At 69.0% G+C, this 18,432-nt stretch carries 20 protein-coding genes; 16 read left to right on the top strand and 4 right to left on the bottom strand.

Annotated elements, in window-relative coordinates; translation table 11 throughout:
• The first annotated feature begins 285 nt into the window (after positions 1-285).
• Complete coding sequence (locus tag H288_RS0105895; protein ID WP_026604709.1) at positions 286-1,014, top strand: SDR family NAD(P)-dependent oxidoreductase; 729 nt, start codon at positions 286-288, stop codon at positions 1,012-1,014.
• A 63-nt stretch (positions 1,015-1,077) separates the two neighbouring features.
• Here H288_RS0105895 and H288_RS0105890 read toward each other — a convergent pair whose 3' ends face one another.
• Positions 1,078-1,473 (bottom strand): tautomerase family protein, encoded by a 396-nt coding sequence (locus H288_RS0105890; protein WP_020091663.1) that lies wholly within the window; start codon positions 1,471-1,473, stop codon positions 1,078-1,080.
• A gap of 117 nt (positions 1,474-1,590) precedes the next feature.
• Between H288_RS0105890 and H288_RS0105885 the strand changes: the two genes are divergently transcribed.
• The 7 genes from H288_RS0105885 to H288_RS0105855 all read left to right on the top strand — a co-directional run bounded on the left by H288_RS0105885 (position 1,591) and on the right by H288_RS0105855 (position 10,209).
• Positions 1,591-2,475 carry a LysR substrate-binding domain-containing protein gene (locus H288_RS0105885; RefSeq protein WP_020091662.1) on the top strand — a complete coding sequence of 295 codons (885 nt, stop codon included), beginning with the start codon at positions 1,591-1,593 and terminating at the stop codon, positions 2,473-2,475.
• Between the two features lie 361 nt (positions 2,476-2,836).
• Entirely contained in the window at positions 2,837-3,226 is a 390-nt protein-coding gene (locus H288_RS0105880) for a tautomerase family protein (protein WP_020091661.1), read from the top strand.
• A 280-nt stretch (positions 3,227-3,506) separates the two neighbouring features.
• Complete coding sequence (locus H288_RS0105875; RefSeq protein ID WP_026604708.1) at positions 3,507-4,718, top strand: ABC transporter substrate-binding protein; 1,212 nt, start codon at positions 3,507-3,509, stop codon at positions 4,716-4,718.
• Positions 4,719-4,853: 135 nt separating this feature from the next.
• Positions 4,854-5,726, top strand: a complete 873-nt coding sequence (locus H288_RS0105870) for a branched-chain amino acid ABC transporter permease (protein WP_020091659.1) — start codon at positions 4,854-4,856, stop codon at positions 5,724-5,726.
• Positions 5,727-5,764: 38 nt separating this feature from the next.
• On the top strand, positions 5,765-7,813 hold the full coding sequence (locus H288_RS0105865) for a branched-chain amino acid ABC transporter ATP-binding protein/permease (RefSeq protein WP_020091658.1): 2,049 nt from the start codon (positions 5,765-5,767) through the stop codon (positions 7,811-7,813).
• Entirely contained in the window at positions 7,806-8,528 is a 723-nt protein-coding gene (locus H288_RS0105860) for an ABC transporter ATP-binding protein (RefSeq protein WP_010682999.1), read from the top strand. The genes H288_RS0105865 and H288_RS0105860 overlap by 8 nt, the downstream gene beginning before the upstream one ends.
• A 397-nt stretch (positions 8,529-8,925) precedes the next feature.
• Entirely contained in the window at positions 8,926-10,209 is a 1,284-nt protein-coding gene (locus H288_RS0105855; RefSeq protein WP_051123720.1) for a hemolysin family protein, read from the top strand.
• Positions 10,210-10,333: 124 nt separating this feature from the next.
• Here H288_RS0105855 and H288_RS33805 read toward each other — a convergent pair whose 3' ends face one another.
• Entirely contained in the window at positions 10,334-10,585 is a 252-nt protein-coding gene (locus tag H288_RS33805; RefSeq protein WP_042674660.1) for a hypothetical protein, read from the bottom strand.
• Positions 10,586-10,888: 303 nt separating this feature from the next.
• Between H288_RS33805 and H288_RS0105850 the strand changes: the two genes are divergently transcribed.
• From H288_RS0105850 to H288_RS0105845, 3 genes are all read left to right on the top strand, one after another.
• Complete coding sequence (locus H288_RS0105850; RefSeq protein ID WP_020091656.1) at positions 10,889-11,149, top strand: hypothetical protein; 261 nt, start codon at positions 10,889-10,891, stop codon at positions 11,147-11,149.
• A 222-nt stretch (positions 11,150-11,371) separates the two neighbouring features.
• Positions 11,372-11,635 (top strand): hypothetical protein, encoded by a 264-nt coding sequence (locus tag H288_RS33800; protein ID WP_042674661.1) that lies wholly within the window; start codon positions 11,372-11,374, stop codon positions 11,633-11,635.
• Between the two features lie 142 nt (positions 11,636-11,777).
• Positions 11,778-12,029, top strand: a complete 252-nt coding sequence (locus tag H288_RS0105845; RefSeq protein ID WP_020091655.1) for a hypothetical protein — start codon at positions 11,778-11,780, stop codon at positions 12,027-12,029.
• 136 nt (positions 12,030-12,165) lie between these two features.
• Here H288_RS0105845 and H288_RS0105840 read toward each other — a convergent pair whose 3' ends face one another.
• On the bottom strand, positions 12,166-12,450 hold the full coding sequence (locus H288_RS0105840; protein ID WP_020091654.1) for a hypothetical protein: 285 nt from the start codon (positions 12,448-12,450) through the stop codon (positions 12,166-12,168).
• Positions 12,451-12,754: 304 nt separating this feature from the next.
• Between H288_RS0105840 and H288_RS0105835 the strand changes: the two genes are divergently transcribed.
• The 5 genes from H288_RS0105835 (at position 12,755) to H288_RS0105815 (ending at position 16,730) form a co-directional block, all read left to right on the top strand.
• The gene (locus H288_RS0105835) at positions 12,755-13,429 is read left to right on the top strand and encodes a MarR family transcriptional regulator (RefSeq protein ID WP_020091653.1); all 675 of its coding nucleotides are present in this window, start codon (positions 12,755-12,757) and stop codon (positions 13,427-13,429) included.
• 14 nt (positions 13,430-13,443) lie between these two features.
• Positions 13,444-14,163, top strand: a complete 720-nt coding sequence (locus H288_RS0105830; RefSeq protein ID WP_020091652.1) for a hypothetical protein — start codon at positions 13,444-13,446, stop codon at positions 14,161-14,163.
• A gap of 167 nt (positions 14,164-14,330) precedes the next feature.
• Positions 14,331-15,332: a catalase gene (locus H288_RS0105825; protein WP_245274474.1), complete on the top strand. Its 1,002-nt coding sequence runs from the start codon at positions 14,331-14,333 to the stop codon at positions 15,330-15,332.
• A gap of 136 nt (positions 15,333-15,468) precedes the next feature.
• Positions 15,469-16,017, top strand: coding sequence for a TlpA disulfide reductase family protein (locus H288_RS0105820; protein ID WP_020091650.1), 549 nt, complete (start codon positions 15,469-15,471; stop codon positions 16,015-16,017).
• On the top strand, positions 16,014-16,730 hold the full coding sequence (locus tag H288_RS0105815; protein WP_020091649.1) for an MOSC domain-containing protein: 717 nt from the start codon (positions 16,014-16,016) through the stop codon (positions 16,728-16,730). The genes H288_RS0105820 and H288_RS0105815 overlap by 4 nt, the downstream gene beginning before the upstream one ends.
• A 75-nt stretch (positions 16,731-16,805) precedes the next feature.
• Here the strand turns inward: H288_RS0105815 and H288_RS0105810 are convergent, their stop codons facing one another.
• Positions 16,806-18,398, bottom strand: a complete 1,593-nt coding sequence (locus H288_RS0105810; protein ID WP_020091648.1) for an FAD-dependent monooxygenase — start codon at positions 18,396-18,398, stop codon at positions 16,806-16,808.
• Positions 18,399-18,432 lie beyond the last annotated feature (34 nt).

Raw genomic sequence — 18,432 nt, 5'->3', positions numbered from 1 at the left:
TGTCGAGCATGTTCGGGGGAAGCTGCGCTTAGACGGACCAATGGTCTCTGCGCTGCGCGTGCGACGAGATCGAGACCTGTTCGCGATGAGCCGGTCGCACCTGTGATGGTGCGGATCAGGCCTTCGCCCTAACCGAGAGCCGGAAGGGTGCACGACGACGCGGTCATCGCGGCTGCCAAGCGGCCAGAGGGCGCCTATGTATCGTGCGAGGCAACGCCAGCCATCGAACCGGGCTGGTCTCGACTGAAGGTAGCCGATCCGCGCGCCCGCTGAGACGACGTCGCCATGACCTCATCGACTTCGACCAGAGCGGTCGTGATCGGCGCCTCCGGCGGCATTGGCCGAGCCCTTGTCTCCGGACTGGCTGCGAGCGGAGCCTACGCTCCGATCTTCGCCCTCTCGCGCTCGCAGCCATCGTTCCCGCACGGCATCCGCAGCCACGCGATCGACCTTACCGACGAGGCGTCGGTCGCTGCGGCCGCGGCTGCGGTCGCGGAGGCCGGACCGGTCGGTTTGGTCATCGTCGCGACCGGCATCCTCCATCAGGACGGCGTCGCGCCCGAGAAGGCGCTGAAGGCGCTCGATCCCGGCGCGATGGCCGCCGTGTTCTCCATCAACGCGATCGGCCCCGCCCTCGTCGCCAAGCATTTCGTCCCGCTGCTGGCACGAGAGGGACGTTGCGTGTTCGCAGCGTTGTCGGCACGGGTCGGATCGATCGAGGATAATCGCTCGGGCGGATGGTACGCTTACCGCGCCTCGAAGGCGGCTCTGAACCAGATCCTGCGGACCCTATCGATCGAAGTGGCCCGCAGCCGCCCGGACGCGATCGTCGTCGGCCTCCATCCGGGCACGGTCGCTTCCAACCTGTCGCGGCCCTTCCGCCCAGATCCGGGCGCCCCCGGCGTCTTTCGACCCGACGAGAGCGCAGCTCATCTTCTGCGCGTGCTCGGCGAGCTCGACGTGGCGGACACCGGAAGCGTCTTCGCCTGGGACGGCGCGCGCGTCCCGGCCTAGGGCTCGGAACCGGTCAGCGCGAGGCGGCGGTCCCGCCAGGCAGATCGCATTGCCCCGGACGGATCAGTCCACGTCGTCCTGGACGTAAGACGCCAGGCCGTTGCCGAAGGACCACTCGTCTCGCGCGTTCGGCGACAGGACGATGAGCACGTCTTCCGGACGAAGACCGGGATCGGCGACGAGGTTGTCGGTGATCGCTCTGTAGAGAGCCTTCTTCTTCGCCGTGTCCCGCCAATTGCCCGCGACGATGTTGATGATCACCACGTCGTCGGTGCGTTGAAGCCCGAGATAGTCGGAATCGTAGATCAGCTCGTCCGGCGCGTGCTGATGGATGAGGTGAAAGCGGTCGTCTGCGGGCACGCCGTAGGCGTTGCGCAGGCCGCGATGGATGCCGTCCGAGATGGCTCTGATATGGGCCGGTGACTTGCCCTTGAGGAGCGAGATGCGAACGAGGGGCATGGCTTGCGGTCTCCTGCGACGTCGAGCGGCTGGCCGCCTTGACGCTCGCCGTTTACGCCCCCAGGATCGTCCGGAAAATTTGAAACACCTGAATAAAGACTTTCCGGAAATTGAAGCATGGCGACGCGCACCAACCTCGACATGGACGTGCTCCGCACCTTCGTGACCGGGTTCGAGCTCGGCAGTTTCGCCCGCGCGGCCGAGCGACTGGGGCGGTCGCAATCGGCCGTCAGCACGCAGCTCCGGAAGCTGGAGGAACAGGTCGGTCAGCCGCTCGTGCAGAAGGCGGGACGCGGTCTCGCGCTGACCGCCGCCGGTGAGAGCATGCTCGGCTACGCGAAGCGGCTCTTGGAACTCAACGACGAGGCGGTCGACCGGCTGCGCGGACCCGAGCTCGAGGGCTGGGCGCGGCTGGGCCTCGCGCAGGATTTCGCCGAGGGCTGGCTGCCGGCGGTGCTCAAGCGGTTCTCGCGGGCCTATCCGCGTGTGCGTATCGAGGTTCAGGTCGGGCTCGGCGCGCAGCTCGTCGAGAAGACCCTGAGGGGCGAGCTCGACGTCGCGCTGGTCTGGGGGGACGGCAGCGGTGCCCCTCACGCGCACCGGGTCGCCGAAGTGCCGATCCACTGGATCGGCCCCCCGGACTGGCCGGGTCTCGCGGACCCGGTCCGGGAACCCGTCCCGTTCGCGGCCTTCACGCCGCCGTGCACGTTCCGGTCCGCGGCCGTGTCTGCCTTGGACGGTCGCGGCTTGCCCTGGCGGCTAGTCTTCACCAGCCCCAGCCTCTCGGGACTCTGGGCCGCCGCCGAAGGTGGCTTGGGTGTCACCGCGCGCACCGCCGTCGGCCTGCCGAAAACGCTGAGCGTTCTCGATCCGGCCGCGACCGGCCTGCCGCCTCTTCCGAGCGCGTCACTGACACTCCACCAGGCCGAAGCCGAATTGGCGCCGGCCGTCGCGCGGCTCACCGATATTCTTCTCGAGACCATAAGGGAGCACGTCGCGTAAGGGCGCGATGGCCAGTGACGGGCTCTCGGCGCGCCGCAGACACCCCGGTCATCGAACATCAGTCCTCTCGGTCTCTGCCCGCGTACGAACGGTGATCGATCGCCCCGGCCAGGACTTCTCGAGGAGAGACCGCGAGAGGCACCCGACCGCTGTTCGGACCTTGCCCTGTCCGCGTCGCGAGGCTCGATCACGGGGCAGCGGAGCCGAGGGTGACGTGGCTCGCGCCAGCGGAGATGAGGCCCCATCATTCGGTTTTGTCGAACACAGGGTGGCGAACTTTCAAATTATCCGAACACTCCAGGTCACGTAAGTCTTCGTCCGTTGGCCGCCGCGGCGGTCGCGAAGCCACGGACCGACGACCATGCCCTTCATCAATGTCAAAGTCGCGGGTACGCCCCTCGCACCCGAGCAGATCACGGCGATCCAGGCGGGCATCACCCGGTTGATGGCCACTGTCCTGCACAAGGTCGCGCCTCTGGTCGGCGTACTGGTCGAGGCGGTGCCTGCCGCGGGATGGAGCGTCGGTGCCGAGCCGATCGCCCGCGCCGCGCAAGTGGACGCCATCATCAGCGCGGACACGAACACGCCCGATGAGAAATCGCGCTTCATTTCTGAAGTAAACCGGCTCCTGAAGACCGTCCTCGGGGCCGAACTGGCGGAGGTGTCCTACATCGTCATCCACGAGGTGCCGAAGGACAGCTGGGGTTACGACGGCCTGACCCAGGCGGAGCGCGGGCGCCGCCGCGCATAGCTCGCAGCGTTCCGCAGGTGGGGGCGCCGGATCATGTGTCGGCCGACCGGCGCCGCCGGCCTGTCACGAACGCGCCCGGCGCTTAATCCGACTGCCGGCACCAACGACGTGAAATTGTGGTGCCTGCAGCTTTTACGACATGTGGAACGGACAATCTGTATTAATCGTCTGGGATCGCCCAAAATCTCAGCTTGACGGCTCGACCCGTCTCGGGAGATCTCCCTCCCAGAGTGCCACGGTGAAGGGCACACCGCGCACGCGGAATCTTGGAGAGGAAACGATGGTCTTCGCAGGTCGCGCTGCAGCCGCGGTGCTGTTATTGACGATGGTGTCGGCCCCCGCGCGGGCCGCGGACCCGATCAAGATCGGGCTGAGCGGGCCCTATACGGGCGGCTCGTCTTCGATGGGTGTCTCGATGCGGGACGGCGCCAAGCTCGCCGCCGCCGAGATCAACAAGGCCGGCGGCGTTCTCGGCCGGCCGATCCAGCTGATCGAGCGCGACGACGAGGCCAAGAACGAGGTCGGCGCGCAGGTCGCGCAGGAACTGATCAACAAGGAGAAAGTCGTCGCGAGCGTCGGCTTCATCAATACCGGCGTGGCTCTGGCCGCCCAGCGCTTCTACCAAGAGGCCGAGATCCCGGTCTTCAACAACGTCGCGACCGGGACGATCATCACCAACCAGTTCAAGGAGCCGGACTACGACGCCAACTACGTCTTCCGGAACTCCGCCTACGACGTGCTTCAGGCCGGCCTGATGGTCGACGAGGCCCTCGCCCAGGGTCACAAGAAGATCGCGGTCCTGGCGGACTCGACCAATTACGGGCAGCTCGGGCGCGAGGACATCGAGAAGTATCTCGCGACCAAGAACGTGAAGCCCGTCGCGGTCGAGAAGTTCAACATCAAGGACGTCGACATGACGGCCCAGCTGCTAAAGGCGCAGCAGGCCGGCGCCGAGGTGATCCTGGCCTACGGCATCGGGCCGGAACTGGCCCAGATCGCCAACGGCATGGCCAAGCTCGGCTGGAAGGTCCCGATGATCACGAGCTGGCCGTCCTCGATGCAGAGCTTCATCGACATCGCCGGCACGAACGGCAACGGCGTGATCATGCCCCAGACCTTCATCGAGGATCAGACCCTGCCGAAGCGCAAGGCGTTCCTTGAGAACTACTACAAGACCTACGGTGTCACGAAGATCCCGACCCCCGTGGCCGGCGCCCAGGGCTACGACTCGATCTACCTCCTCGCCGCGGCGATCAAGCAGGCCGGCGGCACCGACGGCGCCAAGATCCGCGCCGCCCTGGAGAACCTGAACGAGAAGGTCGAGGGCGTGGTCACGACCTACGACAAGCCCTTCACGGCGAAGGACCACAACGCCATCTCGCGCAACATGGTCGTGTTCGGGAAGGTGCAGGACGGCAAGATCGTCTACGCCAAGGACGAGGACGCCAAGAACGCCGGCGTGGTTCGTCTGAAGGAGAAGTCCTCGAACTGAGGATCCGGACGCTGCGCCCGCGACGGGCGCGGCGTCTCCCTCGGGGCCGGCGGCGTCACAGCCCGCTGGCGCTCAGCACAGCGGTCCCGCGGCGCCCGCCGCGCGACCGGACGTCCCTCCGGCGACAGCGATCCCATGGAAATCCTGCTCCAGCTCATCGCGTCCGGCGTCGCGGTCGGCATGATCTACGCCGCCATCGCGTTCGGCTATCAGCTGACCTTCGCGACCTCGAAGACCCTCAATTTCGGCCAGGGCGAGGCGCTGGCCCTCGGGGCCCTGTTCGGCCTGACCCTGGTGCCGTTCGTCGGCTACTGGCTGATGATCCCGCTGGTCCTGGTCTTCGGCTTCGCCCTCGGAGCCGTGGTCGAGCGCCTCGGCGTGCGCCCGGCCGTGAAGATCAAGTCCGAGTACGGGTGGATCATGGCCACCATCGCGCTCGGCATCATCTTCAAGAACGTCGCCGAGAACGTCTGGGGACGTGACGACCTGAAATTCCCCTCCCCGCTGCCCGAGACGGCGCTCCAGGTCGGCGGCGTGCGCGTCCTGCCGATGGAACTGCTGATCGTCGCGGGTGCGCTGCTGATGATGCTGGCGGTGGAGATCTTCAATCGCAAGTCGATCTGGGGGAAGGCGGTCGTCGCCACCTCCAACGACATCGACGCCGCCGGGCTGATGGGCATCAACACCCAGAAGGTCATCACCCTCTCCTACTCGATCAGCGCCATGACGGCGGCCTTCGCGGGCGTGCTGGTGGCGCCCGTCACCCTGACCGGGGCGACGATGGGCTCCGTGCTGGCGCTCAAGGCCTTCGCGGTGGCGATCATCGGCGGCCTCGAATCCGGCCTCGGCGTCATCGTCGGCGGCCTGATCCTCGGCGTCGCAGAGACGCTGACCGGCTTCTACATCTCGACCGGCTACAAGGATGTGCCGGGCCTGATCCTGCTCCTCGTCGTCCTCTCCATCCGCCCGGTCGGCCTGTTCGGCAAGGCCGTCATCAAGAAGGTCTGAGCGTGACCTCCCGCGCAATTCTCACGGCAGCCTGAGCCATGGCGCAGACCCTCGCCCCCACCGAAGCGCCCGCCCCGGCGGCCGCCCCCAGCCTGTCGCGCCACGTCGGCATCCTCGGCGCCGTGCTGCTGGTCGTCGGCCTCGCGGTCTTCCCGCACGTGGTCACGAGCTCGTACTACATCCACCTGATGATCGTGATCGCGATCTACGCGATCCTGATCCTCGGGCTCGACATCGTGGTCGGCTATACCGGGCAGGTGAGCCTCGGCCATGCCGGCCTGTTCGGCGTCGGCGCCTACTCGGCGGCGGTGCTGTTCCTGCACTTCAAGCTCGGGATCTGGTGGGGCATCCTGGCCGGGATCGGGGTGACCTCCGCCTTCGGCGTGCTGCTCGCCGTGCCGGCCCTGCGGGTGACCGGCCCCTACCTCGCCATGGTGACGCTGGCCTTCGGCACCATCGTCCAGATCTTCATCAACGAGCTGACGCCGCTGACCAACGGTCCCCTCGGCATCACCCTGCCGCCGGCCCGCGTCCTCGACTTCTCGCTGCTGGGCCTCCAGGCCCCCTGGGGCGCGGCCGGCCGCAAGCTCGAGTTCTACTACCTGGTCTGTCTGGCGCTACTGGCCACGATCCTGGTCGTCAACCGGGTGGTGCGCTCGCCCTACGGCCGCGCCTTCGAGGCGCTGCGCGACTCGCCGATCGCCTGCGATTGCATGGGCGTCAGCGTCTACCGCTACAAGGTCTACGCCTTCGTGATCTCGGCGGCTTTGGCCGGCCTCGCGGGCGCGCTGTTCGCGTGGTCAGAGCGCTACGTGGCGCCGAACTCCTACGGGTTCGAGCTGACCGTGCTGTTCCTCCTCGCCGTCACGATGGGCGGCCGCAAGTCGCGGGCGGGGCCGATCATCGGCTCGGCGATCATCGTGATGATGCCGAACGTGCTCGCCGATATCGGCCTGGTGCGGATCATGGCGGGGATCATCGCCGCCGCGGCACTGGTCGTGGGCGCTCTCGCCCTCCTGCGTCGCGCAGAGAACCGGTTCGCCCTGCTGGTGCCGGTCGCGCTCTGCCTCGCCTTCTTCCCGGCCACGCTCGCGCTCGAATCGGTCACCGACTTCCGGCTGACGGTCTTCGGCCTGATGATCCTGTTCGTGGTGTATTACCTGCCGGACGGGATCGTGGGCTTCCTCCGTGAGAAGATCCCCGCCCTGCGCCCGGCCCACACGGCCGAGGGCAAGAGCCTCCATGCCGAGGGCGCGGCCCTCAGCGTGCAGAGCGGCGACCGGGGCGCCGACCCGCTCCTCACCGTCGATCAGGCACTGATGCAGTTCGGCGGCCTCAAGGCGCTGGCCGGCGTCGATCTCACGGTGCGGCCGGGCACGATCCACGGGCTGATCGGTCCCAACGGATCCGGCAAGAGCACGATGATGAACGTGCTCACCGGCATCTACAAACCGACCGGCGGCAGCGTGACCCTCGCGCGCGGCCAGGGGACGAAGCGCCTCGACGGGCGCACCCCGTCGGAGATCGCCGCTGCCGGCGTGGCACGCACCTTCCAGAACGTGCAGCTCTTCCGCGAGATGACCGCGCTCGAGAACGTGCTGGTCGGCCTGCACCACAGCTTCCGCGGCACCCTGTTCGACGCGATCCTCGGCACGCCCCGGCGGCGCCGGGAGGAGCGCGAGCAGCGCGCCCGCGCCATGGCGATCCTCGACTTCGTGGGCCTCGGCGCCCTGGCGCAGGTGGAGGCCCGCAATCTGCCCTACGGCAAGCAGCGGCTCCTCGAGATCGGTCGCGCGCTCGCCCTCGACCCGGTCCTGCTGCTCCTCGACGAGCCGGCCGCGGGCCTCACCGCCCCCGACATCGCCGAGCTGACGGCGATCATCCGCAAGATCCGCGATGCCGGCATCACGGTGATCCTGATCGAGCACCACATGGACGTGGTCATGGGCCTGTGCGACCGCGTCAGCGTCCTCGATTTCGGCCACAAGATCGCCGAGGGCAGCGCCCGCGAAGTGCAGGCCGACCCGAAGGTGGTCGAGGCCTATCTCGGCAGCCCCGTCGCCGACGAGGAGATGACCCATGCTTGAGGTCACGGGTCTGTCGGCCGGCTACGGCCAGGTGGAGGTTCTGCACGGCCTCGACTTCCAGGTTCCGAAGGGCCAGGTCGTGGCGCTGATCGGCTCCAACGGGGCCGGCAAGACCACCACGATGCGCGCCCTGTCGGGCATGATCCGGCCGCGGGCCGGTTCGATCCGCCTCAACGGACAGGAGATCGGCGGCCTCGACAGCCACGACGTCGCCCGGTTCGGCCTCGCGCACTCGCCGGAGGGCCGGCGCGTCTTCCCGACGCTCTCGGTCGAGGACAACCTGACCCTCGGTGCCTTCCCGCGCCTGACCGGCTCGCGTCCGAAAGGCGACGTCGCGGCCGACCGCGAGCGGGCCTTCGAGATGTTCCCGCGGCTCAAGGAGCGGCGCGCCCAGCTCGCCGGCACGCTCTCGGGCGGCGAGCAGCAGATGCTTGCCATGGGCCGAGCGCTGATGCTGCGGCCCGAGATCCTCCTGCTCGACGAGCCCTCGATGGGCCTCGCTCCCAAGCTGGTGGAGGAGGTCTTCCGGATCATCCGGCTGCTCAAGGCCGAGCAGGTGACGATGCTGCTCGTCGAGCAGTTCGCCATGGCGGCGCTCGGCGTCGCCGACCACGCCTACGTGCTGGAGAACGGCCGGATCCGCTTCCAGGGCCCGGCGCAGCAGATGCGCAACGATCCGGCCGTGCGGGCGGCGTATCTCGGCGGCAGCCACTGACATCCGACCGCGGATCGGTGCCGCGCGTGGCCTGGGATGTCCCCCAGTCCCGGCGCCCGGCATGAACCTGTCTCGCCGGGGCCGGCGGGTCACGCCCGGCGCACCGTCGTCGGCGCGGCTCGCGAATGCCTGACGGTCGGCGCATCACCCTCGCGGACAAGCGCCCGCGCTCACGAACGCCCTACAGGATTGTCCGACGCCGGGGTGCGGGCGGCCCGGTGTTTGCTGAGGTTCGCCGGGGACAACGCTGAGGCCGGTCGGGCTCTGATGCCCGTAGGCCGCGCCGCCGCTCTCCTGTAGAGACCGTCGGGACGCGGCCGGCGCGACGGCCACACGGGAGGTGTCGATTTTGGACGACGGTTGGGCGACTGCCTTAGGGTTGTTTGCCGTCCTCGCCCTGGTTCTGGCGAACGGCTTCTTCGTCGCAGCGGAGTTCGCCCTGGTCGCGGTGCGCAGGAGTCGCGTCGCCGAACTCGTCGCCGAGCGGCGCGTGAACGCGAAGGCGCTGCTCTGGGCCACGGACCACCTCGACGCCCACCTCGCGGCGACGCAGCTCGGCATCACCATCTCGTCCCTGGCGCTCGGCTGGGTCGGCGAGCCGGCGCTGGCCCACCTGATCTTGCCCACCCTGACGTGGCTGCCGGACATGCTCTCGACGGCAGCCGCCCACACGGTCGCCGTGGTGATCTCGTTCGTCATCATGACGGCGCTGCACATCGTGCTGGGCGAGTTGGCGCCGAAGAGCCTCGCGCTCCAGCGCAGCGAGCGCACGGCCCTGGCGGTGATCCGTCCGCTCAGCGTGTTCCTGTTCGTGTTCCGCCCGGCCATCCTGTTTCTCAACGGGCTCGGCAACGGCGTCCTGCGCCTGTGCGGATTGCAGCCCGGCCACGGCGAGGGCGGCCACCACTCGACGGCCGAGCTCAACCTCCTGGTCGAGGCGAGCCGCGAGGCAGGCCTCATCCGCGAGGCCCAGCAGGAAGCGGTCGAGCGCATCTTCCGGCTGGGGGACCGCCGGGTTCGCGAGATCATGACGCCGCGCCACGAGGTCGAGTGGGTCGACCTCGACGGATCGCCCGAGGAGATCACGCGGGCGGTCCGCGCCTGCAGCCACGCCCATGTCGTCGTGAGCCGTGGCGGCATCGACGAGGTCGTCGGCGTGCTGCGCAAGCAGGATCTGCTCGATCAGATCCTCGACGGGCGAGCCCTCGATATCGCCACCGCCATGCGGCCGCCGAACGTCGTCCACGAGGGCATGACGGTGCTCACGGCGCTGGAGAGCTTCCAGCGCAACCCCGTGCAGCTGGCGGTGATCGTCGACGAGTACGGCAGCCTGGAAGGCATCGTCACGCAGACGGATCTCCTCGAGGCGATCGCGGGCGACATACCCGAGGTCGGTGAGGACCCGGCGGTCGTCGAGCGCGAGGACGGCTCGTTGCTCATCGACGGCATGATGCCGGCCGAGGACGCGTTCGATCGTCTCGCCTTCAACGATCCGCCGGGCACGGACGACTACACGACTTTGGCCGGCTACGTGATCTTCCAGCTCGGCCGCATTCCGGCGGCGGGGGACGCGTTCGTGGCGGAGGGGTGGCGTCTCGAGGTGGTCGACATGGACGGCCGTCGCATCGACAAGGTCCTCGCCACCCGCTTGCCGGCGCGGGCGCCGGTCGGAGGGGCGTGACCGCGTCGCCGGGCCATCAATCGGCGCATATCCAATCGGCGCATATGCCTGCGAGAATCGCTGGCGCGTCGTCTCGCGCGGCGGTAGTCGTCGACCGCGCGAGTTCGGAGCGATATCGCGACCGTCAGTAGCGATCGTAGCGATAGCCACCGTAACGTCGCCCTTCGTAGAAGCGCGCGTCCCTGCGTCCGTAGCCACCGAACTCACGGTGGCGGCGATAGCCGTGCGCGGGCGCCCAGGGTGGCGGGCCGCCGTGACGGAAGCCCCGCTCTCCGCGGGCCCAGGGCGGATCGGCGAAGGCGGCCGAGGTCGATCCGAGGATGCCTCCGGTTAGTGTCAGTGTGCCGAGCAGGATCAGCGTTGGCGTGCGGATCATGGATGCCTTCCTCACAGCGGGGGCGTCCCGCGTCGCCCCAGATACGGTGCTCCGCGGCAAACCGTTCCCCGCCGTCGCGAAGGCACGAGGCCGGTCAGCTCGAAGCCTCTCCGAATAACCGCGCGGTCTTCAGGATCGCTCTGGTCCGAGAATAAGAACAGGTGGCGATGGAACGGCACAGGTCCCGGTGGAACAGGCGTTCACAGCGTGATCGTGCGCAGTCACGACGTCGATAGCGGCACGAATTGTCGGAACGGTCCCGGCGACCCTGCCGTTTAGGGGCTCCAAAACAGGAGACGCCCCATGACACGCTTGCCGATTATCGTCCTCGCCACCCTCGCTCTCGGGGGCAGCGCCGTCGCCGCCGAGCAGGGGGCCTCGTCCAAGACTCCGGGCCACGAGATGCAGGATCGCGGGAGCCGGGCCGGGAGCCCGGGCGCGTCCGGTTACGCGCCGGGCCACGAGATGAAGTCCGGCGGGACGGACTCGGCCGGTTCGACGTCGCGAAGCGGCGGAAGCACGACGGGCACCACCGGCACCAACTCGACCGGCACCCGTCGCTGACACGACCGTCGTCCCGTCCGGTTATTTTGCTCGACGGGACGAACCAGCTGCAAGTCGAGCAATGCTGATCAATAAGGATCCGGGCTCGGTTCCGGCTCATGAGGCGCGGATCGTCGAAGATGAATTGTCGATGAACGGCAGGATTGATTAATTTCGTGAGCCGTGGAACGCGATGATTGGCGACTGCATTTCTCGTTTCAGTTCGATGAACGAGGTTGGAGTATGAAGAAGCTTATCACGACCCTGGTCGCCGGCACCGCGCTGCTGGGTGCAGTCTCTGCCGCTCAGGCCCATGAGTGGGGTGGCGGCTATGGCTACGGCTACGGTCCGGGTCACGGCCATTCTCGCGTGATCGTGCGCGAAGGCTATGGCGACGGCTATCGCGGCGTTCGCTTCGGCCACCGAGACTGGGATCGTCCGGATTTTCGCGTGATCGAGCGTCGCGGGTACGGTCATCGTTACCACGACGACGATTGGGACGATTGATCCGACCCGGATTGATGCGGAGTAGAGAGGCGCCCGACCGGGCGCCTCTTTTTTTATTTCCGATCATCGGCGCACCGCATGCAACGGTTTGGCGCCCGTCCGGCTTTCTGAGCGGTTCATCGACACGAGGAACAGCATCGCTATGCCGGTACGTCTGATCACGACTGCTCTGCTTCTGTCCGCAGGGGCCACGGCCGCGCTCGCCGCGCCCATGTCGGCCGACGACAAGGCGGCGCTCCAGCAGCAATGCATGGGCGATTTCACGACCTTCTGCGGTGGCATGCCGCCCGACGATGGGCCCGAGACCCAGGCCTGTTTCGAGAAGAATATGGCCAAGCTGTCGCCGGGCTGCCAGGGCGCCATCCAGAGCTACAAGCAGGGCAAGAAGGGCTGATCCAACCCGGCTGTCGTCTCCCAAGATCGGACGCGATCAGCCTCGCCATCGGTCCCGCGCGGGACTGATCGCACAGGCAATACAGCGGATCGAAGACCGTAGACGCGGGGGCGGCCCGAGCCGCCCCCGCCGGTGTTCAGTAGCTGTAGGACCGGCGCGGGTAGGCCTGGGGCGCGCCGTACCCGGTGTCGCGCGGCTGGACCCGCGACCCGTACTCGATCTCCTTGCGCCGCGCCTGCCGGTTGGCGAGGTAGCGGCCGCCCAGGCAGCCGGCGACGGCGCCGACGACGCCGCGCTCGGCGAGGTAATGGCCCGCCAGACCGCCGATGATCGCGCCCTTGATACAGCCCTTCGCCTCAGCCGCACCGACGCTCATGAGTGTCACGAGAGCGATGGCGGATGCTTGTCCCACGATGCGCATGCTGATGCTCCTCTTCGATCCGGAAGAGAATGCACCTGCGTCACGACCGTTCCGGACGTCGGAAAAGGGGTCGGCGCCCCCTTGTTCGTCGCCGCGGAGGTCCGACTGTTTCGCGCGCGTCGCTTCGTCCTGATGTCGGCGCCGATCCTGTGGCGCCGCGACCGACGATCGTGCCGGACGGAGCCGTCGCCGTCGGAGGCCGTCCTCCGGAAGCAATGGCCCGGTTCAGGACTGCGGTGCGCGTACGGAGCGACGGTTGCCGCTCCGCTTGACTCTAATACTTAGGACTCCTAATTATCCTCTCATGGACCACGCGGCCGACCCAGATCCCGTCCTGATCCGCCTGCGCGAGGGCTTCGAGCGCGTCGCCCTCGTGCTGCGGGCCGATCTGTGGGCGGCCGCGGGCGATGCGGGCCTGAATCCGACACAGGCGCAGGTGCTGGCGCTGCTCGCGGGACGCCCGGCCGGCCTGAGGGCGAAGGAGATCGCCGCGCATCTGGCCGTCTCGGCACCGAGCATGGCCGACACGCTCGCCGCGCTCGCCCGCAAGGCCCTGCTGACGCGCGCGCCCGATCCCGCGGATGCCCGCGCGGCGATCGTGCGCCTGACCGACGAAGGCCGCGCGCTCGGGCGCGCCCTCGCCGCGGCCACGTCACAGGTGATGTCGGCTCTGGCGCGGCTGGCGCCGCCTGAGCAGGCAGATCTCCTCCTGACCCAGATCAAGCTCATCCGGACCCTGCAGCAGGCGGGTGCCATCCCCGTGCAGCGGATGTGCGTCAGCTGCCGCCATTTCAGGCCGAACGCCCATCCGGCCGAGGCCCAGCCCCACCATTGCGCCTTCGTGAACGCTGCGATCGGGACCCGGGATCTCCGGCTCGATTGCAGCGAGCATGAAGCGGCCGATCCCGACGTCCAGGCTGCCACCTGGACGTCCTTCGCGAATGGATCGCAGCCCCTCCGAGCACCACGAGAGACCTGAAAGGACACATCGTCATGACGAGGATCAAGGCACGGGGCGTCGGCCTCGTGGCGGCGGCTCTGTGCGCGCTCTCCACCGGTGCCTCGGCCGGGCCCATCCGGGCGCAGCCGAGTCCCGCTGTCCTGGCGTCGTTCGACATCGTCGAGACGACGATCGCGACCAAGGGCGACACCGCCGTCTTCACCACCCGGGTCCGGGGCGAGGCGGGCAAGGACAAGCCGAATGCCACCGGCAAGTTCGAGGGCTCGAGCGTCTACGCCTACGTCTGGCCGACGACCCTCGATAGCGACGCGATCGGCTTCGACAAGGCTCAGGGTATCGTGGCGCTCGCCGTCACCTTCCACCCCGATTTCGACGACGCGGCCTACGGTGCCAGGAACCGCCATGTCTGGCACCCGCACTGGGTGGTGCTCGCCAAGGACGCGGCCTGCGGCGGCGGCCTGAAGGTCGTCGATATCCCGGACGGCGCGAAGCCGAAGGTTCCGCCGACCTGGCCGAAGGTCCCGCTCCTGATCGACAGCCCGGACTACCCGACCACCTTCCGGGGCGACACGGTTCAGGTCGAGATCCCGGTCTCGCTCATCACCGGCATCAAGGGTGCCTCGTTCGACGGGGTGACGTCCGGCCTCAAGGTGAACGGCAACCTGCACGCGCCGCTGCTCTGCGTCAGCGACGTCTTCAAGGTCGCCTCGGGCAACCTGTCACTGCCGGGCAAGGTGACCCCTCAGAAGTAGGACGCGCGACAGGAAGCGGTTCGGCGACTGCCATCGCCGAACCGCCGGAAGATCCCCCTCCGAGCATCAGAGAAGGACGAGTCACCATGGCATATGCCCGCCTCGACGATCCACCCCCGGCCGCGGCCGGGCTCTCGCCGCGCGCAGACGTGATCGATCGCCGACCCGTGAGGGCGCCGACCGCGCCGAGGATCGCGGCGCTGGCACGCCTCGGCGGGATCCTTCTCGCGCTCCTCGCGCCGCCGACAGGGGCGATCGCCGCCGATGCCCAGGACTTGGTGGAGGCTCTGCGCTCAGTCGCCGGCAGTCGGCCCGGCGTGCGCCCGACCTTCGCCAAAGGACAGTGCGTCCGCGGCACCTACACCCCTGCGGCCGAAGTGGGACAGGTGACGCGGTCGATCAGTTTCACGCGGCCGTGGCCTCTCGTCGGGCGGTTCTCGGTCGGCGGCGGCAACCCGTCGGTGCCGGACGCGACCAGGACTGTCCTGCGCGGCTTCTCGATCAAGCTCCTGTCGGACGGTGGCGAGACCCATCTGCTGTTCGAGAACGCGCCGGTCCACTTCGCGCGGACCGTCGACCAGATGCTCGCGTTCCTGCAGGTCCGCGTTCCCGGCCCCGACGGCAAGCCGAATCCGGAGGCCATCGCGGCCTTCGCGAAGGCCAATCCGGAGACGACGCGCCAGGCGGCCTTCGTCGCCGGCAAGCCTGTCCCGGGCAGCTATGCCGGCCTCGTCTATTGGGGCGTGCACACGTTCACGGGGCTCAACGCGGACGGCCGTGCCGTGCCCTTCAAGTTCAAGATCGTGCCCCGAGCCGGCGAGATCACCCTCAGCGACGAGGAGGCGAAGGGCAAGCCTGCACACTTCCTGGCCGACGCGCTTCGGGAAGAGCTGTCGAAGGGCCCGGCGGGGTTCGACGTCGTGGCCCTGCTCGCCGGGCCCAACGACGATCTCGGCAGCGACATCACCCAGCGGTGGACCAACGAGGACGACCGGAAGGCGGTCACCCTCGGCACGATCGCGGTGACCGGCATCGAGCCGAACGAGACCTGCGACCAGGGCACCTTCGACCCGGGACAGCTGGCAGACGGCATCGACGCGCCGAAGGACGAGATCTTCGCGGCGCGCCGCACCGCCTACGGGATCTCGTTCGGCCTCCGCTCCCAGTGAGCCTCCGCGGCCCGGCGGCTGCCACCGCCCGGCCGCCACACCCGCGGGCCGCGCCTCGACAGGGCGCCGCGCGGCCAGCGGCCGATGCGACCAGACGGCCGCCCGTCATCGACGACTGGAGCTCCGGAGAAGCGGCATGACCATCCTGGCCCCCGAACTCGTGACCGGTCGCTGGTTCAACACGCCCGCGCCGCTCTCCCTCGCCGCGCTGCGCGGCACGGTCGTCGTGCTGCACGCGTTCCAGATGCTGTGCCCCGGCTGCGTGGCGCACGGCACGCCGCAGCCCGAGAAGCTGCACCGGATGTTTGCCGGCAACGGCGCAGTCGCGGTGATCGGCCTGCACGCGGTGTTCGAGCATCATGCCGCCATGACCGAAGTCGCCCTCGAAGCCTTCATCCACGAGTATCGTCTGACCCTGCCGATCGCCGTCGACTTCCGCGAGGACGACAGTCCGATCCCGCAGACGATGCGGCGCTACGGTATGCGCGGAACGCCGACCACGATCGTCATCGACCGCGACGGACGCGTCCGGGAACACGCCTTCGGGCAGGTCGACGACCTCGCGCTCGGGATCCTCGTGGGCTCGCTGATCGCGGCACCGGGCACGGGATCGATGCGCGGGAAGTTGGCACCGGACGGGTGCGAGGAAGCCGGCTGTAGGCTCACGGAGGCAACGCGGCCATGACGGCGCCTCTTCTCCCACCCGTCCTCCCGCTCGTCCTCGCCGGCCCGGTCGCGCCGCTGGGACCGGACGGTCCGCCGAGCGGCATCGTCAAGAACCCCGTTCCCGGGCCGTGGCGGATCACGGCGACCGGTCTCGTGGGCGATGTCCAGGCCGATCTCCGGTACCACGGCGGTCCCGAGAAGGCGCTCCACCAGTATCCGCAGGACCATTACGCCGCCTGGGCCACCGAGATCGGCGATCATCCGCTGCTCTCCGCACCGGGCGCCTTCGGTGAGAATCTCGCCACGACGGGCTGGACGGAGCGCGACGTCTGCGTCGGCGACGTCGCCCGCTTCGGCTCGGCGCTGTTACAGGTCAGCCAGGGGCGCCAGCCCTGCTTCAAGCTCGACCGACGCTTCGGACGATCCGGGATGGCGCTCGCCGTGCAGAGAACGGGGCGGACGGGCTGGTACTGGCGGGTCCTCGAGGACGGCGTCGCCGAGCCGGGCGACAGGATCGAGCTCCGCGCGCGTCCGCGGCCGGACTGGTCGCTCGCGCGCCTGATCCACCTCTTCTACGTCGACACGCGCAACCGGTCCGAGCTGCACGCCGCGAGCGCGATCCCGGAACTGGCGGAGAGCTGGCGCCTGCTCCTGCGCCGACGCTTGCGGACCGGCGCGGTCGAGGACTGGTCGAAGCGCGTCACCGGACGGGATGGCGGGCCGGGCGCCTGATTGCGGGCGCGTCGATGCGGTTGGGCCTCGGACGAGGGGCCGGGCTGCCGGTCGGATGCCGGCCACGGCACGCGCTCATTGCGGGAAGGCCGACGGGAACAGGCGCCGGAGATGCGCGTGCAAGCCGGGCTCGCGCCACGTCCGGCCGCGCCAAGCGAGGTGCCCGTCCGGCCGGATCAGGCAGGCCATGGTCCCCGCGCCGTAAGCCTTACCGAAGGCCCCCGTCGGATCCGCGAGCGTCGTCACGCCCGGGATGGGCACCACGCTGCCGATGACGACGACCCGGACGCGGGTACGGTGCTGGCGGGCCCAGATCGGCAGATCGGGGCCGGCCACGGCGTCCGACATCCCGGCTGCATAAATGAGGAGGACGTGCTCGGTGCCTCTGAGTTCGTCGAAGAGCCGCGTTGGGAAGCCGAGTCCGTCGCGGACCAGCCCGTTGACGTCGGGCGCCCGGTCGCCGGCCCTCGTGCCGGCCTCCGTCGGCTCCGTCGCGTCGCCGGTGATCCAGGCCGTGTTCCGGTAGCTGACGAGGACCTGCGTGTCGGCGAGGCGGTCCGGCGCGCCGCCGCGCTCCCGACCGTATCCCTCGCTCGCCGTCCGGGTCCGCGCGATCACGTCCGCGCCCACCGGGCGCCGCTCCCCCTCGTAGCTGTCGAGGAGAGCCTCGGGGCTGGCGCCCCGAAGAACCAGGGCGAGCTTCCAGGCCAGATTGTAGGCGTCCTGGATCCCGGTGTTCATCCCCTGCCCGCCGGTCGGCGGGTGGATGTGGGCGGCATCGCCCGCCAGGAAGCAGCGGCCGCGCCGATAGGCGGCGGCGAGGCGCATGCTGATGCGGTACACCGACGACCAGCGCAGGTCCGACAGGCGCGAGCCGTCCGGCAGGAGATCGTCGGCCACGGCCTGCAGGTCGGCCAGCGACGGGCCTTGAAGCTCGGCCTGGATCCCGTGGTCCGACCCGCCCGCCGGCACCAGATGCTGCGGCGCGAGCATCGAGACGCGGTAGCGGCCCGGCTCGGGGAGCGGGATGGCGATGAACATGTCGGGCGGGGCGTCCTCGTTCAGTCGCAGCGCCCGGACCGCGAGGCCGTAGGGTACATCCCAGGCGATATGCACGTCACCGAGCATGAACGGCCAGGGATAGGCCTCGCCCTCGAACGGGATGCCGAGCTGGCGCCGGACCGTGCTGTGGGCACCGTCGCAGCCGACGACGTAGCGGAAGTGCGCCTCCGCGACCGCACCGTCCGCCTCCTGCAGGTGCGCGCGGATTTCGGCGCCGTCCTGCTCCAGGGCCGTCAGGCGCAGGCCGCGCTCGACCCGGACTCCAAAGCGCTCCAACTGACGGTTCAGGACGCGCTCGGTCTCGAACTGGGGCAGACCGAGCGACGCGTAGGGCAGATCGAGCGGTGGACTGACCGCGTCGATTGGCGGCTGGCCGTGCAGGATCGTGCGCAGGCCCGTGAGCCAGAGACCCGCGTCGATCATCTCGCGGGCGAGGCCCATGTCCTCCCAGACTTCCAGCGTGCGCGGGGTAACCCCGATCGCGCGGCAATAGGGCGACGGCCGCGCCGCAGCATCGACGACCCGGCAGCGCGCCCCGTGCCGGGCGAGTTCGCAGGCGAGCGTCAGACCGACCGGACCGGCCCCCACGATCAGTACATCCGCCATCGCACCCTCCCCGGACCGATCCCGAATCGTCCCA

The sequence above is a fragment of the Methylobacterium sp. 285MFTsu5.1 genome (genome assembly GCF_000383455.1).
Lineage (GTDB): Bacteria > Pseudomonadota > Alphaproteobacteria > Rhizobiales > Beijerinckiaceae > Methylobacterium.
The sequence above is the reverse complement of the archived record's forward strand: the minus strand, read 5'-3'. Positions and strand labels throughout refer to the sequence as shown.

Excerpts from the sequence above, each read along its gene's own strand:
- H288_RS0105870 (WP_020091659.1), top strand. The coding sequence starts at position 4,854 with ATGGAAATCCTGCTCCAGCTCATCGCGTCCGGCGTCGCGGTCGGCATG.
- H288_RS0105820 (WP_020091650.1), top strand. The coding sequence starts at position 15,469 with ATGACCATCCTGGCCCCCGAACTCGTGACCGGTCGCTGGTTCAACACG.
- H288_RS33800 (WP_042674661.1), top strand. The coding sequence starts at position 11,372 with ATGAAGAAGCTTATCACGACCCTGGTCGCCGGCACCGCGCTGCTGGGT.
- H288_RS33805 (WP_042674660.1), bottom strand. The coding sequence starts at position 10,585 with ATGATCCGCACGCCAACGCTGATCCTGCTCGGCACACTGACACTAACC.
- H288_RS0105885 (WP_020091662.1), top strand. The coding sequence starts at position 1,591 with ATGGCGACGCGCACCAACCTCGACATGGACGTGCTCCGCACCTTCGTG.
- H288_RS0105815 (WP_020091649.1), top strand. The coding sequence starts at position 16,014 with ATGACGGCGCCTCTTCTCCCACCCGTCCTCCCGCTCGTCCTCGCCGGC.
- H288_RS0105860 (WP_010682999.1), top strand. The coding sequence starts at position 7,806 with ATGCTTGAGGTCACGGGTCTGTCGGCCGGCTACGGCCAGGTGGAGGTT.
- H288_RS0105810 (WP_020091648.1), bottom strand. The coding sequence starts at position 18,398 with ATGGCGGATGTACTGATCGTGGGGGCCGGTCCGGTCGGTCTGACGCTC.
- H288_RS0105890 (WP_020091663.1), bottom strand. The coding sequence starts at position 1,473 with ATGCCCCTCGTTCGCATCTCGCTCCTCAAGGGCAAGTCACCGGCCCAT.
- H288_RS0105845 (WP_020091655.1), top strand. The coding sequence starts at position 11,778 with ATGCCGGTACGTCTGATCACGACTGCTCTGCTTCTGTCCGCAGGGGCC.
- H288_RS0105865 (WP_020091658.1), top strand. The coding sequence starts at position 5,765 with ATGGCGCAGACCCTCGCCCCCACCGAAGCGCCCGCCCCGGCGGCCGCC.
- H288_RS0105875 (WP_026604708.1), top strand. The coding sequence starts at position 3,507 with ATGGTCTTCGCAGGTCGCGCTGCAGCCGCGGTGCTGTTATTGACGATG.
- H288_RS0105895 (WP_026604709.1), top strand. The coding sequence starts at position 286 with ATGACCTCATCGACTTCGACCAGAGCGGTCGTGATCGGCGCCTCCGGC.
- H288_RS0105830 (WP_020091652.1), top strand. The coding sequence starts at position 13,444 with ATGACGAGGATCAAGGCACGGGGCGTCGGCCTCGTGGCGGCGGCTCTG.
- H288_RS0105840 (WP_020091654.1), bottom strand. The coding sequence starts at position 12,450 with ATGCGCATCGTGGGACAAGCATCCGCCATCGCTCTCGTGACACTCATG.
- H288_RS0105835 (WP_020091653.1), top strand. The coding sequence starts at position 12,755 with ATGGACCACGCGGCCGACCCAGATCCCGTCCTGATCCGCCTGCGCGAG.
- H288_RS0105880 (WP_020091661.1), top strand. The coding sequence starts at position 2,837 with ATGCCCTTCATCAATGTCAAAGTCGCGGGTACGCCCCTCGCACCCGAG.
- H288_RS0105850 (WP_020091656.1), top strand. The coding sequence starts at position 10,889 with ATGACACGCTTGCCGATTATCGTCCTCGCCACCCTCGCTCTCGGGGGC.